14 protein-coding genes are annotated in these 15,800 nt (G+C 71.2%); 12 read left to right on the forward strand and 2 right to left on the reverse strand.

Going from position 1 to position 15,800, the window contains the following annotated elements:
• Nucleotides 1-3: 3 nt before the first annotated feature.
• Nucleotides 4-837 (reverse strand): peptidylprolyl isomerase, encoded by an 834-nt coding sequence (locus Sru02f_RS11505; RefSeq protein WP_109033935.1) that lies wholly within the window; start codon nucleotides 835-837, stop codon nucleotides 4-6.
• Between the two features lie 183 nt (nucleotides 838-1,020).
• On the opposite strand from Sru02f_RS11505, the gene Sru02f_RS11510 reads away from it, so the two are divergent.
• The 5 genes from Sru02f_RS11510 (at nucleotide 1,021) to rpsD (ending at nucleotide 6,209) form a co-directional block, all read left to right on the forward strand.
• Nucleotides 1,021-1,728, forward strand: a complete 708-nt coding sequence (locus Sru02f_RS11510; protein ID WP_109033937.1) for an MBL fold metallo-hydrolase — start codon at nucleotides 1,021-1,023, stop codon at nucleotides 1,726-1,728.
• Nucleotides 1,729-1,739: 11 nt separating this feature from the next.
• On the forward strand, nucleotides 1,740-3,002 hold the full coding sequence (gene hisS / locus Sru02f_RS11515) for a histidine--tRNA ligase (protein WP_109033939.1): 1,263 nt from the start codon (nucleotides 1,740-1,742) through the stop codon (nucleotides 3,000-3,002).
• Between the two features lie 211 nt (nucleotides 3,003-3,213).
• Entirely contained in the window at nucleotides 3,214-3,876 is a 663-nt protein-coding gene (locus Sru02f_RS11520) for a vitamin K epoxide reductase family protein (protein WP_164276556.1), read from the forward strand.
• Nucleotides 3,877-3,945: 69 nt separating this feature from the next.
• On the forward strand, nucleotides 3,946-5,301 hold the full coding sequence (locus tag Sru02f_RS11525) for a replication-associated recombination protein A (RefSeq protein ID WP_109033942.1): 1,356 nt from the start codon (nucleotides 3,946-3,948) through the stop codon (nucleotides 5,299-5,301).
• Nucleotides 5,302-5,594: 293 nt separating this feature from the next.
• Nucleotides 5,595-6,209: a 30S ribosomal protein S4 gene (rpsD, locus tag Sru02f_RS11530; protein WP_003977321.1), complete on the forward strand. Its 615-nt coding sequence runs from the start codon at nucleotides 5,595-5,597 to the stop codon at nucleotides 6,207-6,209.
• Nucleotides 6,210-6,253: 44 nt separating this feature from the next.
• Here rpsD and Sru02f_RS11535 read toward each other — a convergent pair whose 3' ends face one another.
• Nucleotides 6,254-8,443: an ATP-binding protein gene (locus Sru02f_RS11535; RefSeq protein ID WP_373103441.1), complete on the reverse strand. Its 2,190-nt coding sequence runs from the start codon at nucleotides 8,441-8,443 to the stop codon at nucleotides 6,254-6,256.
• A 165-nt stretch (nucleotides 8,444-8,608) separates the two neighbouring features.
• On the opposite strand from Sru02f_RS11535, the gene Sru02f_RS11540 reads away from it, so the two are divergent.
• From Sru02f_RS11540 to Sru02f_RS11570, 7 genes are all read left to right on the forward strand, one after another.
• A complete protein-coding gene (locus Sru02f_RS11540; protein ID WP_003977323.1) occupies nucleotides 8,609-9,058 on the forward strand; it encodes a DUF948 domain-containing protein in 450 nt (149 codons plus the stop codon).
• A 7-nt stretch (nucleotides 9,059-9,065) separates the two neighbouring features.
• Complete coding sequence (locus tag Sru02f_RS11545; RefSeq protein WP_109033946.1) at nucleotides 9,066-9,422, forward strand: hypothetical protein; 357 nt, start codon at nucleotides 9,066-9,068, stop codon at nucleotides 9,420-9,422.
• Complete coding sequence (alaS, locus tag Sru02f_RS11550) at nucleotides 9,422-12,094, forward strand: alanine--tRNA ligase (protein ID WP_109033949.1); 2,673 nt, start codon at nucleotides 9,422-9,424, stop codon at nucleotides 12,092-12,094. The genes Sru02f_RS11545 and alaS overlap by 1 nt, the downstream gene beginning before the upstream one ends.
• Before the next feature lie 35 nt (nucleotides 12,095-12,129).
• Nucleotides 12,130-12,594 (forward strand): Holliday junction resolvase RuvX, encoded by a 465-nt coding sequence (ruvX, locus tag Sru02f_RS11555; protein ID WP_174256671.1) that lies wholly within the window; start codon nucleotides 12,130-12,132, stop codon nucleotides 12,592-12,594.
• Between the two features lie 130 nt (nucleotides 12,595-12,724).
• Nucleotides 12,725-14,473, forward strand: coding sequence for an endolytic transglycosylase MltG (gene mltG, locus Sru02f_RS11560; RefSeq protein ID WP_109033953.1), 1,749 nt, complete (start codon nucleotides 12,725-12,727; stop codon nucleotides 14,471-14,473).
• Nucleotides 14,454-15,293: a shikimate dehydrogenase gene (locus Sru02f_RS11565; RefSeq protein WP_109033955.1), complete on the forward strand. Its 840-nt coding sequence runs from the start codon at nucleotides 14,454-14,456 to the stop codon at nucleotides 15,291-15,293. The genes mltG and Sru02f_RS11565 overlap by 20 nt, the downstream gene beginning before the upstream one ends.
• Nucleotides 15,294-15,340: 47 nt before the next feature.
• A complete protein-coding gene (locus tag Sru02f_RS11570; protein ID WP_109033957.1) occupies nucleotides 15,341-15,661 on the forward strand; it encodes a hypothetical protein in 321 nt (106 codons plus the stop codon).
• The last annotated feature ends 139 nt before the right edge of the window (nucleotides 15,662-15,800 follow it).

A 15,800-nucleotide genomic window follows, 5' to 3' on the forward strand; every position in this document is an offset into this window, starting at 1 on the left:
GGATCAGGATTTCGTGACGGTCGCCTTGTCGATCACGACCGTCGCGTTGGGCGCGGTGTTGCCCGTCGTCGGGTCCGCGGGCTGGGCTCCCGCGGCGGCGATCTTCTTCAGTACCGCCATGCCCTCCTTCGAGACGGTGCCGAACGGGGTGTAGCTCGGGGGCAGCTGGCTGTCCTGGTACACGAGGAAGAACTGGCTGCCGCCCGAGTCCGGCTGGCCGGTGTTCGCCATCGCCACCGTGCCCGCCGGGTACACGTTGTCCTTGAGGCTCTTGTCCTTCAGGTTCTCGTCCGGGATGTTGTAGCCGGGGCCGCCGTTGCCCTGGGCCGTGGGGTCGCCGCACTGGAGCACGTAGATGCCCTCGGTGGTGAGCCGGTGACACTTGGTGTGGTCGAAGTAGCCCTTGCCGGCCAGGAAGTCGAACGAGTTGACCGTGTGCGGGGCCGCCTTCGCCTTCAGCGCGATGTCCATGTCGCCGCACGTGGTGGCCAGCTTCATCGTGTACTTCGCCGACTCGTCGACGGTCAGCGCCGGCTCCTTCTTCCAGGTCTGCGTCTCGACCTTGCCCTCGGCCGGCTTGTCGCACGGGTCCGGCGCCTTGCTGGGCGCCGAGGCGCTCGGAGTGACCTCCGCGCCCGCGTTCGTCTTGTCGTCGTCGTCCCCCAGGACCACGCCGGTCGTGTACAGCGCGACACTGCCGATCAGAATCACGCCGAGCACCGACGCTATGGCGGCGTTGCGCATGCGTGCCTTGCGTCGCGCCGAGGTGCGTCGCTGCTGCTGCCGCAAGAACTTCTCCCGGGCGAGCTGACGCCGCCGCTGCTCCTGGGTGACCACCGGGTTCTCTCCTCATGCGTCTTCGTGTGCCGACCGGTACGCGTGGGTGCGATGAGCCGACCGTGGGCGTGTAGCCCCGTACCGTATATGGGTTCGCTGAGGAATCGGCACCGCCGGTAGGCTCTGACCATGGGCGCGACCCGTTCGCAAGCCCACCCGTACCGACCCAAACGAAGGACGATCGTGCTCATTGCCGGGTTCCCCGCCGGTGCCTGGGGGACGAACTGCTATCTCGTCGCCCCCGCCGCCGGTGAGGAGTGCGTGATCATCGACCCGGGCCACCAGGCGGCCCCCGGAGTCGGGGAAGCGATCCGCAAGCATCGGCTCAAGCCCGTCGCCGTCGTCCTCACCCACGGCCACATCGACCACGTCGCCTCGGTCGTCCCGGTGTGCGGCGCGCACGACGTGCCGGCCTGGATCCACCCCGAGGACCGCTTCATGATGAGCGACCCCGAGAAGGGGATCGGCCGCAGCATCGGCATGCCGCTCATGGGCGAGCTGACCGTGGGGGAGCCGGACGACGTCAAGGAGCTGACCGACGGCGCGAAGCTGGCGCTGGCGGGCCTGGAGCTGACCGTCGCGCACGCCCCGGGCCATACCAAGGGGTCGGTGACCTTCGGCCTGCCCGAGGCGGCGGACATCCCGCCGGTGATGTTCTCGGGCGACCTGCTGTTCGCCGGCTCCATCGGACGCACCGACTTCCCCGGTGGCTCCATGGACGACATGCTCGAGTCCCTGGCACGCGTGTGCCTGCCGCTCGACGACTCGACCGTGGTGCTCTCCGGACACGGCCCCCAGACGACCATCGGCCAGGAACGCGCCACCAACCCGTACTTGCGGCAGGTGGCGGCCGGCCAGGGCGCTCCGAACGCGCCCCGACGAGGAATGTGACGAGACCTTCCGTGAGCACCTTCAAGGCCCCCAGGGGCACCTACGACCTGCTGCCGCCCGACTCCGCCAAGTACCTGGCCGTCCGCGAGGCGATCGCCGCCCCGCTGCGCAACTCCGGCTACGGCTACATCGAGACGCCCGGCTTCGAGAACGTCGAGCTGTTCGCGCGCGGCGTCGGCGAGTCCACCGACATCGTGACCAAGGAGATGTACGTCTTCGAGACCAAGGGCGGCGACCGCCTCGCCCTGCGCCCGGAGACCACCGCTCCCGTGCTGCGCGCGGTCCTGGAGGCCAACCTGCACAAGGCGGGCAACCTGCCGGTGAAGGTCTGGTACTCGGGCTCGCAGTACCGCTACGAGCGCCCCCAGAAGGGCCGTTACCGCCACTTCTCCCAGGTGGGCGCCGAGGCGATCGGCGCCGAGGACCCGGCCCTGGACGCCGAACTGATCATCCTGGCCGACCAGTCGTACCGCGCGCTCGGACTGCAGGACTTCCGCATCCTGCTCAACTCCCTGGGCGACCAGGAGTGCCGCCCGGTCTACCGGGCCGCCCTCCAGGACTTCCTGCGAGGACTCGACCTGGACGAGGAGACCCTGCGCCGCGCGGAGATCAATCCGCTGCGCGTCCTGGACGACAAGCGCCCGGACGTCCAGAAGCAGCTCACCGACGCCCCGCTGCTGCGCGACTACCTGTGCGACGCCTGCAAGACGTACCACGAGGAGGTGCGCGAGCTGATCACGGCGGCGGGCGTGGTCTTCGAGGACGACCCGAAGCTGGTGCGCGGCCTGGACTACTACACCCGCACGACGTTCGAGTTCGTCCACGACGGCCTCGGCTCCCAGTCCGCGGTGGGCGGCGGCGGCCGCTACGACGGCCTGTCCGAGATGATCGGCGGCCCCTCGCTGCCCTCGGTCGGCTGGGCCCTCGGCGTCGACCGCACCGTCCTCGCCCTGGAGGCGGAGGGCATCGAACTGGACATCCCGTCGGCCACCTCCGTCTTCGCGGTCCCGCTCGGCGAGGAGGCCCGCCGGATCCTGTTCGCCAAGGTCACCGAGTTGCGCAAGAACGGCGTCGCCGCCGACTTCTCCTACGGCGGCAAGGGGCTCAAGGCCGCGATGAAGGCCGCCAACCGCTCGGGCGCCCGCTACACCCTGGTCCTGGGCGAGCGCGACCTCGCCGAGGGCGTCGTCCAGCTCAAGGACATGGAGTCCGGCGAGCAGACCGCGATCGGCGTCAACGAGATCGTGGCGGAGCTGGAGTCGAGGCTCGGCTAGCGGGCCGACTCGGCTGGCGGGCCGACACCCTTCAGGGGCACACGTTTTCGCTCGCGCGTGCCCCTGAAGAACGGGTGGTGGCCGGAACGCGCCGCTCCGGAGTGATCGCCGATCCGTTCATAGGCTCATCGAACGGTGCCCCTACAGGCTTGTGCGGCACAATGGCCCCTGCCCGAAGCAGGTCCCACTCCCCAGTGACGGAATCGGCGTGATGAGCAAGACGACAGTGAAGGACGTCTCCACCGTGGCAGAGTCCGCGCCGGACAGCGGCACCCGCACCCCGCGCACCGAGGGCGGCAGCCGGGCCCTCGCGCTGCTGCTGGTGATCACGGGCGCGGCCGGCCTGCTCGCCGCATGGGTCATCACGATCGACAAGCAGAAGATCCTCGAGGCCAAGGTCGCCGGCACCACGTTCACGCCCGGCTGCAGCCTCAACCCGGTCGTCTCCTGCGGCAACATCATGGAGAGCGACCAGGCCTCGGTCTTCGGCTTCCCCAACCCGATGCTCGGCCTCGTCGCCTACGGCATCGTCATCTGCGTCGGCATGAGCCTGCTGGCCCGTGCCACCTACCCGCGCTGGTACTGGCTGACCTTCAACGCCGGCTGCCTGTTCGGCGTCGCGTTCGTCTCGTGGCTGCAGTTCCAGTCCCTGTACCGGATCAACTCGCTGTGCCTGTGGTGCTGCCTGGCCTGGGTCGCCACGATCCTGATGTTCTGGTACGTGACGTCCTTCAACGTCCGCAAGGGCTTCCTGCCCGCGCCGGGCTGGCTGCGCGGCTTCTTCGGCGAGTTCACCTGGGTCCTGCCGGTACTGCACATCGGCATCATCGGCATGATGGTCCTCACCCGCTGGTGGGACTTCTGGACCAGCTGACCGGCCTTCCGCGCGGGCGGGCCCACCGGGCCCGCCGCGTTGTCGGTGCGGTCATTTAGGGTTCAAGGCGTGGAGCCCGATCTGTTCACCGCCGCAGCCGAAGAACGCCAGGAGAAGGACCCGACCGGCAGCCCCCTCGCCGTGCGGATGCGCCCGCGCACCCTCGACGAGGTCGTCGGTCAGCAGCACCTGCTCAAGCCCGGATCCCCCCTGCGCCGCCTGGTCGGCGAGGGCGCGTCCGGTCCCGCGGGGCCCTCGTCGGTCATCCTCTGGGGCCCGCCGGGCACCGGCAAGACCACCCTGGCGTACGTCGTCTCCAAGGCCACCAACAAGCGGTTCGTCGAGCTGTCGGCGATCACCGCGGGCGTCAAGGAGGTCCGCGCGGTCATCGACGGCGCCCGCCGCGCGGTCGGCGGGTACGGCAAGGAGACCGTCCTCTTCCTCGACGAGATCCACCGCTTCAGCAAGGCCCAGCAGGACTCCCTGCTGCCGGCCGTGGAGAACCGCTGGGTCACCCTGATCGCGGCCACCACCGAGAACCCGTACTTCTCGGTGATCTCCCCGCTGCTCTCCCGCTCCCTCCTGCTCACCCTCGAACCCCTCACCGACGACGACGTCCGGGACCTGCTGCGCCGCGCCCTGACCGACGAGCGCGGCCTGAAGGGCGCCGTCACCCTGCCCGGGGACACCGAGGAGCACCTCCTGCGCATCGCGGGCGGCGACGCCCGGCGCGCGCTCACCGCGCTGGAGGCCGCCGCCGGGGCCGCGCTCGACAAGGGCGAGGCGGAGATCGGGCTGACCACGCTGGAGGAGACGGTCGACCGGGCCGCGGTGAAGTACGACCGCGACGGCGACCAGCACTACGACGTCGCCAGCGCCCTGATCAAGTCCATCCGCGGTTCCGACGTGGACGCCGCCCTGCACTACCTGGCCCGGATGATCGAGGCCGGCGAGGACCCCCGCTTCATCGCCCGGCGCCTGATGATCTCGGCCAGCGAGGACATCGGCCTGGCCGATCCGAACGCGCTGCAGACCGCCGTCGCCGCCGCCCAGGCCGTCGCCATGATCGGCTTCCCCGAGGCCGCCCTCACCCTCAGCCACGCCACCATCGCCCTGGCGCTGGCCCCCAAGTCCAACGCCGCGACCACCGCCATCGGCGCCGCCCTGGACGACGTGCGCAAGGGGCACACCGGACCGGTCCCGGCCCACCTGCGCGACAGCCACTACAAGGGCGCGGGCAAGCTCGGACACGGGCAGGGCTACGTGTACCCGCACGACCTGCCCGAGGGCATCGCCGCCCAGCAGTACGCCCCGGACGGACTCAAGGACCGGACGTACTACACGCCGACCCGGCACGGCGCGGAGGCCCGGTACGCGGACGCGGTGGAGTGGACCCGCGGGCACCTCGGTCGCAAGCCGTCCTGAGCAGCCTGTAGACTCCCTCGGAGTGCCGTGTCCCGTGCAGTCAGAACGGGACGACCGGCCGGAACCCTCACGGGTTCCAGGAGCGTCGCGCACCGTCGATGGTGTCGCGGGCAGCCCACCACCACCCGGGGTCCCGGGAGCGGTCGGTGGGCCACTCGCGTGCTGCACGTATGTGCCCAGACCAGGGAGCGGCTGCCCGGCAGGTCCCGAGCGGACCCGGCGGGTTTCCCCGGCTGCGGATGCGACCTCCCTCAACCCTGACAAGCCGGAAACCCAGAAAAGAGACACAGACAGTGGCGAACCAGCCCCGCCCCAAGGTCAAGAAGTCGCGTGCCCTCGGCATCGCGCTGACCCCGAAGGCCGTCAAGTACTTCGAGGCCCGCCCCTACCCGCCGGGTGAGCACGGCCGCGGCCGCAAGCAGAACTCGGACTACAAGGTCCGTCTGCTCGAGAAGCAGCGTCTGCGCGCGCAGTACGACCTCAGCGAGCGTCAGCTCGTCCGCGCCTACGAGCGTGCCTCCAAGACCAACATGAAGACCGGCGAGGCCCTGGTCATCGAGCTCGAGCGCCGTCTCGACGCGCTGGTCCTGCGTTCGGGCATCGCCCGCACGATCTACCAGGCCCGTCAGATGGTCGTCCACGGCCACATCCAGGTCAACGGCCAGAAGGTCGACAAGCCGTCCTTCCGCGTCCGTCCGGACGACGTGGTGCAGGTGCGCGAGCGCTCCAAGGAGAAGACGCTCTTCACCATCGCCCGCGAGGGTGGCTTCGCCCCCGACGGCGAGACCCCGCGCTACCTCCAGGTGAACCTCAAGGCCCTGGCGTTCCGCCTGGACCGCGAGCCGAACCGCAAGGAGATCCCGGTGATCTGCGACGAGCAGCTCGTCGTCGAGTACTACGCCCGCTGATCCAGCGGAAACGCTGAACGAGCAGGCGCAGTACCAGCGGTACCTCAGCCCGCCGTCTCCCCGCCCTTCCGGGTGGGCGAGGCGGCGGGCTTCGCCGTCCGGGCGCCCGCCGGAGCCCGCCGCACGGCCGTCGGACGCGGCGCCGGCAGCGAGGCCCTCGCCCCGGGCTGGCGCAGGGCCCGCGCCACCGCTTCCCGGCGCCCGAGCCGCGCCCCGTGCCGTACGCACTCCTCGTACCGCTCGTCGCCCAGCTGCTCCCGGGCCGCGGCCTCGCACAGCTCGTGCGGCGCGTTGTAGTGCGCCGAGCCGAACAGCGCCAGCCCCACCGAGGGCCACATCCGCCCCGCCGCGCCCTGCAGCACCGCCGCCTCCGCCGCGTCGCCCTCCGCCACCGTGACCAGGGCCAGCAGCTCCACCGCGAGCACCGAGCCCAGCTGGTCGCGGAAGCGGTGCGCACTGCCCAGGCAGTCGGCCAGCAGCTCGCGGGCGCGCACCGGCTCACCGTCGCTCCAGGCCGCGTAGGCGAGGACGTACAGGGCGTACCCGCGAGCCCAGCGCTCGCCGTGGTCCTCGCACACCTGGCGCACGTCCTCGCACAGCCGCACCGCGTCCGGCAGATCGCCCTGGAAGGCCCGGGCCATCGCCAGCTCCACCTGGCCCATCAGCACGTTGCTGTTCAGCTCGCCGATCTCCCGGTAGCGGTGCAGCGCCGAGCGCAGCAGCGTCTCCGCGCGCGGCAGGTCGTCCGTCACCAGCGCCAGACAGCCGGTGCGGTGCTCCGCGTACGCCGCCGCCGTCGGATTCGCCGAGCGCTCCGCCTCCTCGCGGCACTCCTGGAGCGCCGCCAGCGCGGGCACCGTGTCGCCCTGGAGGATCGCCACGTAGGCGAGCACCCACAGCGCCTTCAGCCGGGACTGCTCGCCGGCCGTCGGCTCCGCGTCCAGCCGCACCGCCTGCTCCAGCCAGTGCCGCCCCTCCGACAGCCGTCCGCAGCCCACCCAGTGGAACCACAGGGCGCCCGCCAGGTACTGGCCCAGGTGCGCGCCGTCCGGTTCGTCCAGGCAGTGCTCCAGGGCGCTGCGCAGGTTGGGCAGTTCGGCGTCCACCCGCGCGGCGACCTCGCCCTGGCGCGGCGAGAACCACTCCAGCTCGCACCAGGTCGCCAGGCCCACGTACCAGTCCCGGTGCCGCCGCCGCAGCCGGTCCGCGTCCCCCGTCGCCGCCAGCCAGTCGGCGCCGTACGCCCGTACCGTGTCGAGCATCCGGTAGCGCACCCCGGCCGGGGACTCCTCGCGGGTCAGCACGGACTGGGAGAGCAGGGCGGAGAGCACGTCGAGCACGTCGTCGGCCGGCATCCCGTCCCCGCTGCACACGTACTCGGCGGCCTCCAGGTCGAACGGCCCGGCGAACACCGAGAGCCGCGCCCACAGCAGCCGCTCCGGCGGCGTGCACAGCTCGTGGCTCCAGCCGATCGCCGTGCGCAGCGTCCGGTGCCGGGGCAGGGCGGTACGGTCCCCGCCCGTCAGCAGCCGGAACCGGTCGTCGAGGCGGCGCAGCATCTGCCCCGGGGACAGCGCGTCCAGGCGCCCCGCCGCCAGCTCGATCGCCAGCGGGATGCCGTCAAGACGCCGGCACAGCTCGCGCGCCTCCCGCTGGTCCGCGTCCGGGTCCGCCTCGTGGCCGCAGGCGACGCTCCGCTGCCCGGCCCGGACCGTCAGCAGCTCCACCGCCTCCTCCGTGCCCAACGGTGCCAGCGGAACCAGCCGCTCGCCGGCCACCCCCAGCGGTCTGCGCCCCACGGCCAGCACCCTGAGCCCCGGCGCACGGCCCAGCAGCTCGGTCACCAGCGCCGCGCAGGCGTCCACCAGGTGCTCGACCCCGTCCAGGAGCAGCAGCAGCTCCCGCTCGGCCAGGTGCGCGAGCAGCGTCTCGCGGGGCAGCCGGGTCGTGTGGTCGGTCAGACCCAGCGCCTCCACGACCGCGTAGTCGACGAACTCCTCGTCCCGCACCGGCGCCAGCTGCACCCGCCACACCCCGTCCCGGGGCGCGCGGCGCGCGGCCGCCCGCGCGGCCAGCCGGGACTTGCCGACACCGCCGGAACCGGTGACGGTCACCAGTCGCGCGGAGTCCAGCGTCCGCGCCAGCTCCGCCAGCTGCGCCCCTCTCCCGACGAAGGCGTCGAGTTCCAGTGGGAGGTTGCCGTGCGGGATGCCGTCGCGCCGATGGTCTCGCATGAAACACGGAGCGTACTGAACCGTGTTCACTCCGTACAATCGCTTCGCCGAACCCCGCCGCACCGCGCCGCGCGCGACGGGGAATCCGGTACGGAGCCCCGCGCCCGGCGCGATAGGCTCGGTGCACGACTTTCCCGATGTTCAGGCACGTCTTTCAGGGAGCGGGTGCACACAGTGTCCGGTGGCGAGGTGGCCGGGATCCTGGTGGCCGTCTTCTGGGCGATCCTGGTCTCCTTCCTCGCCGTCGCACTGGCGAGGCTGGCCCAGACGCTCAGGACGACCACCAAGCTCGTGGCGGACGTGACCGACCAGGCCGTCCCGCTGCTGGCCGACGCCTCGGCGGCGGTGCGCAGCGCGCAGACCCAGATCGACCGGGTCGACGCGATCGCCTCCGACGTCCAGGAGGTCACCTCGAACGCCTCCGCGCTGTCCACCACCGTGGCCTCCACCTTCGGCGGCCCGCTGGTCAAGGTCGCGGCGTTCGGGTACGGCGTGCGCCGGGCACTCGGCGGTCGCAAGGAGGACATGTCCGCCCCGGCCGACCAGGCACGGCGTACCGTGATCGTGGGCCGCACGCTCCCGGCCGCGCGGCGGACGAAGCGGAAGAAGGGCTGACCGAGCGATGTTCCGCCGTACGTTCTGGTTCGGCACCGGCGTGGCCGCCGGTGTGTGGGCCACCACCAAGGTCAACCGGAAGCTCAAGCAGCTCACCCCCGACAGTCTCGCCGCCACCGCGGCGAACAAGGCGCTCGACGTGGGCACCCGGGTCAGGGACCGCGCGGTGGGTTTCGCACTCGACGTCCGCGACAACATGGCCCAGCGGGAGGCCGAACTGGACGACGCGCTGGGCCTGAAGGCCCCCGTCGACCGTGAACTGCCCGCACTGAGGCACCACGCCGCCATCGAGAACAGCAAGGACCCCAAGTACGTCGTCGACGACAGGACGACGCACTCGTACAACCGGAATGAGGACCACTGATGGAGTCGGCCGAGATTCGTCGCCGCTGGTTGAGCTTCTTCGAGGAGCGCGGTCACACCGTCGTCCCTTCGGCGTCGCTCATCGCGGACGACCCGACTCTGCTCCTCGTCCCGGCCGGCATGGTGCCCTTCAAGCCCTACTTCCTGGGTGAGGTCAAGCCGCCCTTCGACCGCGCCACCAGCGTGCAGAAGTGCGTGCGCACGCCGGACATCGAAGAGGTCGGCAAGACCACCCGGCACGGCACGTTCTTCCAGATGTGCGGCAACTTCTCCTTCGGCGACTACTTCAAGGAAGGCGCCATCAAGTACGCCTGGGAGCTGCTCACCAGCGCCCAGGACAAGGGCGGTTACGGCCTCGACCCCGAGCGCCTGTGGATCACCGTGTACAAGGACGACGACGAGGCCGAGCGCATCTGGCACGACGTCGTGGGCGTCCCCTCCGAGCGCATCCAGCGCCTCGGCAAGAAGGACAACTACTGGTCCATGGGCGTCCCCGGCCCCTGCGGCCCCTGCTCCGAGATCAACTACGACCGCGGTCCCGAGTTCGGCGCCGAGGGCGGCCCCGCCGTCAACGACGAGCGGTACGTGGAGATCTGGAACCTCGTCTTCATGCAGTACGAGCGGGGCGAGGGCATCGGCAAGGAGGAGTTCGAGATCCTCGGCGAGCTGCCGAGCAAGAACATCGACACCGGCCTCGGCCTGGAGCGCCTCGCCATGATTCTGCAGGGCGTGCAGAACATGTACGAGATCGACACCTCCATGGCCGTCATCAAGAAGGCCACCGAACTGACCGGCGTGGCCTACGGCGACGCCCAGGCCTCGGACGTGTCCCTGCGCGTGGTCACCGACCACATGCGCACCTCCGTGATGCTCATCGGCGACGGCGTCACCCCCGGCAACGAGGGCCGCGGCTACGTACTGCGCCGCATCATGCGCCGCGCCATCCGCAACATGCGCCTGCTCGGCGCCACCGGCCCGGTCGTCAAGGACCTCATCGACGTCGTGATCGGCATGATGGGGCAGCAGTACCCCGAGCTGGTCACCGACCGCGAGCGGATCGAGAAGGTCGCCCTCGCCGAGGAGAACGCCTTCCTCAAGACGCTGAAGGCCGGCACCAACATCCTCGACACCGCCGTCACCGACACCAAGGCCGCGGGCGGCACCGTCCTCGCCGGCGACAAGGCGTTCCTGCTCCACGACACCTGGGGCTTCCCGATCGACCTCACCCTGGAGATGGCCGCCGAGCAGGGGCTGTCCGTGGACGAGGACGGCTTCCGGCGCCTGATGAAGGAGCAGCGGGAGCGCGCCAAGGCCGACGCCCAGGCCAAGAAGACCGGTCACGCCGGTGCCGGTGCCTACCGGGAGATCGCCGACAAGGCCGGTGCCACCGACTTCGTCGGCTACACCGACACCGAGACCGAGTCCACGATCGTCGGCATCCTCGTCGACGGCGCCTCCTCCCCGGCCGCCACCGAGGGCGACGAGGTCGAGATCGTGCTGGACCGCACCCCGTTCTACGCCGAGGGCGGCGGCCAGATCGGCGACACCGGCCGGATCCGGGTCGACACCGGCGCCGTGATCGAGGTCCGCGACTGCCAGAAGCCGGTCCCGGGTGTGTACGTCCACAAGGGCGTCGTCCAGGTCGGCGAGGTGACCGTCGGTGCCAAGGCCCAGGCCTCCATCGACGACCGCCGCCGCAAGGCCATCGCCCGCGCCCACTCGGCCACCCACCTCACCCACCAGGCCCTGCGTGACGCCCTCGGCCCGACGGCCGCCCAGGCCGGTTCCGAGAACCAGCCCGGCCGCTTCCGCTTCGACTTCGGCTCGCCGTCCGCCGTGCCGACGGCCGTGATGACCGACGTCGAACAGAAGATCAACGAGGTGCTCGCCCGCGACCTCGACGTGCGCGCCGACGTCATGGGCATCGACGAGGCCAAGAAGCAGGGCGCCATCGCCGAGTTCGGCGAGAAGTACGGCGAGCGCGTGCGCGTCGTCACCATCGGCGACTTCTCCAAGGAGCTGTGCGGCGGCACCCACGTGCACAACACCGCCCAGCTCGGCCTGGTCAAGCTGCTCGGCGAGTCCTCCATCGGCTCCGGTGTGCGCCGCATCGAGGCCCTGGTCGGCGTGGACGCCTACAGCTTCCTCGCCCGCGAGCACACGGTCGTCGCCCAGCTCCAGGAGCTGATCAAGGGCCGTCCGGAGGAGCTGCCGGAGAAGGTCTCCGCGATGCTCGGCAAGCTCAAGGACGCCGAGAAGGAGATCGAGAAGTTCCGCGCGGAGAAGGTCCTCCAGGCCGCCGGCGGTCTCGCCGACTCCGCCAAGGACGTGCGCGGCGTGGCCCTGGTGACCGGCCAGGTCCCCGACGGCACCACCGCCGACGACCTGCGCAAGCTGGTCCTCGACGTGCGCGGCCGCATCCAGGGCGGCCGGGCCGCGGTCGTGGCCCTGTTCACCACGGTCAACGGCAAGCCCCTCACGGTCATCGCCACCAACGAGGCCGCCCGCGAGCGCGGCCTCAAGGCCGGTGACCTGGTGCGCACCGCCGCCAAGACCCTCGGTGGCGGCGGTGGCGGCAAGCCGGACGTCGCCCAGGGCGGCGGCCAGAACGCGGCCGCCATCGGTGACGCCGTCGACGCCGTCGAGCGCCTCGTGGCGGACACCGCCAAGTGAGCACGCCCGAGAACGACCAGGTGGACGGTCCGGCGATGCGCCGCGGCCGCCGCCTGGCCGTCGACGTCGGCGACGCCCGCATCGGGGTCGCGTCCTGCGACCCCGACGGCATCCTCGCCACCCCGGTCGAGACCGTCCCCGGCCGCGACGTCCCGGCGGCGCACCGACGGCTGAGGCAGCTGGTCGCGGAGTACGAGCCGATCGAGGTCGTGGTCGGCCTCCCCCGTTCCCTCAAGGGGGGCGAGGGCCCGGCCGCCGCCAAGGTCAGGCGCTTCGCGCAGGAGCTGGCCAAGGGCATCGCGCCCGTCCCGGTCCGGCTGGTCGACGAACGCATGACGACGGTCACCGCCAGCCAGGGACTGCGCGCCTCCGGAGTGAAGTCCAAGAAGGGCCGGTCCGTCATCGACCAGGCCGCCGCCGTGATCATCCTCCAGCAGGCCCTGGAATCCGAACGGGTGTCAGGCAGGCCACCCGGCGAGGGCGTCGAAGTGGTCATCTGATCGCGGTACGGTAACGTTCCGCGCGATGCGGAGGCATTCGAACAGCCACCGCACAGCAAGAGGCGGAACGGAAGCGGGCTCTTCGGCAAGGGGGCCCCGGTCCCCGTCGCCTCGCGGCTCTAGGGGATCGATGACTGAGTATGGCCGGGGCCCAGGCTCCGAACCGTGGCATCCGGAGGACCCGTTGTACGGGGACGGCGGATGGGGCGGACAGCAGGCCCAGGCGGGTCAGCAGTCCCCCTACGGCGGCCAGCCGCAGCAGTATCCGGAGCAGCAGGCGCAGCAGGGTTACGGCGACTGGAGCAACGGCGGCCAGTCGTCGTACGGCGGCGGGCAGCCCCAGTACGACCAGTACGCCCACCAGCACCCCGAACAGCAGTACGACCCGTACGGTCAGCAGCAGTACGACCAGCACCAGTACGGTCAGCAGCAGTACGACCAGCAGTACGCGCCCCAGGCCCAGCCGCAGCAGGGCTACGACAACGGCGGCTGGGGCGGCGGCGCACACCCCCAGGCGCAGTACCCGGCCGACCCGTCCGACCCCTACGGACAGCAGGCCGGCGGCTACGGCGCCGAGCAGCCCGACTTCTACGGCACCCCCGAGGCGTACCCGCCGCCGGAGCCGCCCACCCGCCGGCGCGCCGAGCCCGAGCCGCAGCGCACCGACTGGGACCCGGGACCGGACGAGGGGGAGCACGCCTTCTTCGCCGGCGGGGACGCGGACGAGGACGATGGCGCGCCGGGTGACGGCCGCGACAGCCGGGAGGACCGCAGAACCAGGGGCGGCGGCAAGCCCAAGAAACGCCGCAGCGGATGCGCCTGCCTGGTGGTCAGCCTGGTGCTCGGCGGCGGCGTGGCGGGCATCGGCTATTTCGGCTACCAGTTTTACCAGGATCGTTTCGGCGCGGCCCCGGACTTCGCGGGCGGCGGCAACGGCGAGCAGGTGACCGTCACCATCCCCAAGGGCGCGGGCGGTTCCACGATCGGCCAGGAACTCAAGCGGCAGGGCGTGGTGAAGAGCGTCGACGCGTTCATCTCCGCCCAGCAGAGCAACCCCCGCGGCAAGAGCATCCAGGACGGCGTGTACACGCTGCAGAAGGAGATGTCGGCCGAGAGCGCGGTCGAACTCCTGCTCAGCCCGAAGAGCCGCAGCAACCTGATCATCGCCGAGGGCAGGCGCAACGCCGACGTCTACAAGCTCATCGACAAACGCCTCGAGGTGAAGGACGGCACCACCGCCAAGGTCGCCAAGTCCGAGTACAAGAGCCTCGGCCTGCCCGACTGGGCGCTGAACCACAAGGACGTCAAGGACCCCCTGGAGGGCTTCCTCTACCCGTCCAGCTACTCGGCGGCCAAGGGCCAGAAGCCCGAGGACGTGCTCAAGCAGATGGTGGCACGTGCCAGCGAGCAGTACGAGAAGATCGGCCTCGAACAGAAGGCCGAGGGCCTCGGCCTGGAAGGCCCGTGGGAGCTGCTCACCACCGCGAGCCTGGTGCAGGCGGAGGGCAAGACGCACGACGACTTCCGCAAGATGGCCGAGGTCATCTACAACAGGCTCAAGACCGACAACACCGAGACGAACCAGAAGCTCCAGTTCGACTCGACCTTCAACTACCTCATGCGCCAGAGCAAGATCCACATCAGCGAGTCCGAGATCAACACCAACCCGGACCCGTACAACACCTACTACCACCGGGGCCTGCCGCCCGGACCCATCAGCAACCCCGGCGAAGAGGCCCTGCAAGCGGCGCTCAACCCCACCGAGGACGGCTGGATCTACTTCGTGGCCACCGACGGCGTGAAGAAGACCGAGTTCGCCAAGACCCACGACGAGTTCCTGAAGCTGAAGGACAAGTTCGATGCCAGCTCCGGCAACTGACCGGCGCCGGGCCGCCGTACTCGGCTCCCCGATCGCCCACTCCCTCTCCCCGGTGCTGCACCGCGCCGCCTACGCGGAGCTGGGCCTCGCCGACTGGACGTACGACCGCTTCGACGTGGACGAGGTGGCCCTGCCGGGCTTCATCGAAGGGCTCGGTCCCGAGTGGGCGGGGCTGTCGCTGACCATGCCGCTCAAGCGGGCGGTGATCCCGCTGCTCGACTCGGTCAGCGAGACGGCGGCCTCCGTGGACGCGGTGAACACCGTCGTCCTCACCGAGGACGGCCGCAGGATGGGCGACAACACCGACATCCCCGGCATCGTCGCCGCCCTGCGCGAGCACGGCATCGAGAAGGCCGAGTCCGCCGCGATCCTCGGCGCCGGCGCCACCGCGTCCTCGGCGCTCGCCGCACTGGCCCGGATCTGCACCGGCGAGATCGCCGTCTACGTGCGCAGCGCGGCGCGCGCCGACGAGATGCGGGGCTGGGCGGAACGGCTCGGCGTCGAGGTACGCCTCGCCGACTGGGCGGACGCGGCGGAGGCACTGCGTTCCCCGCTGGTCGTGGCCACCACCCCGGCCGGTGCCACCGACGCACTCGCGGCCGCCGTCCCCGAGATGCCCACCACGCTCTTCGACGTGCTCTACGCCCCCTGGCCCACCGCGCTCGCCGCCCGCTGGTCGGCTTACGGCGGTGCCGTCGTCAGCGGCCTGGACCTGCTGGTCCACCAGGCGGTACTCCAGGTGGAGCAGATGACCGGCCGGGCCCCCGCGCCGCTGGCCACCATGCGAAAAGCGGGAGAGCAGGCGCTCGCGGATCGCTAGCATCCCTCCGGTTCCGCAGGGGGCGGAACGGGAGGGGAAGACGTTCCATGTACACAGGTGTGCCGCTGGCCTCGGCCAAGAGCCAGATCTTCGAGGCCGTCCTGGGCTTCCTGCCCGACTGGGTGCAGATCACGGTGCTCGCCCTCGTCGTGCTCGCCGTCGTCGCGAGCTGGGTGGTCAAGGTGCGGCGCGGGCTCGCCCGGCGCCGCGCGAACCGCGCGGGGCTGCCCCTGTCCGGGGAGGCACGGCCGGGGCAGAGCGGGGCCGACTTCCTCGGTCCCTACGCGCCGGCGCAGCGGCCGGAGAGCGGCGCGGACTTCCTCGGTCCCTACGCGCCTGCGCGGCGGCAGGGCGACCGTCCCGCGTGACGCCGCCCGGGTCCGCCGCGTCCGGCGGGCGCTCCGTCCGCGTTCCGTCCGTGTGATCAGTCCGCGTTCCGTGCGCGCGTCCCGTCCGCGCGTCCGGCAAATGGACCGGCGACCGGGTCCGACGGCCGGACGTGGGAGG

The sequence above is a fragment of the Streptomyces rubrogriseus genome, assembly GCF_027947575.1.
Lineage (GTDB): Bacteria > Actinomycetota > Actinomycetes > Streptomycetales > Streptomycetaceae > Streptomyces > Streptomyces rubrogriseus.

Excerpts from the sequence above, each read along its gene's own strand:
- Sru02f_RS11520 (WP_164276556.1), top strand. The coding sequence starts at position 3,214 with ATGAGCAAGACGACAGTGAAGGACGTCTCCACCGTGGCAGAGTCCGCG.
- Sru02f_RS11535 (WP_373103441.1), bottom strand. The coding sequence starts at position 8,443 with ATGCGAGACCATCGGCGCGACGGCATCCCGCACGGCAACCTCCCACTG.
- Sru02f_RS11545 (WP_109033946.1), top strand. The coding sequence starts at position 9,066 with ATGTTCCGCCGTACGTTCTGGTTCGGCACCGGCGTGGCCGCCGGTGTG.
- alaS (WP_109033949.1), top strand. The coding sequence starts at position 9,422 with ATGGAGTCGGCCGAGATTCGTCGCCGCTGGTTGAGCTTCTTCGAGGAG.
- ruvX (WP_174256671.1), top strand. The coding sequence starts at position 12,130 with ATGCGCCGCGGCCGCCGCCTGGCCGTCGACGTCGGCGACGCCCGCATC.
- mltG (WP_109033953.1), top strand. The coding sequence starts at position 12,725 with ATGACTGAGTATGGCCGGGGCCCAGGCTCCGAACCGTGGCATCCGGAG.
- Sru02f_RS11565 (WP_109033955.1), top strand. The coding sequence starts at position 14,454 with ATGCCAGCTCCGGCAACTGACCGGCGCCGGGCCGCCGTACTCGGCTCC.
- Sru02f_RS11570 (WP_109033957.1), top strand. The coding sequence starts at position 15,341 with ATGTACACAGGTGTGCCGCTGGCCTCGGCCAAGAGCCAGATCTTCGAG.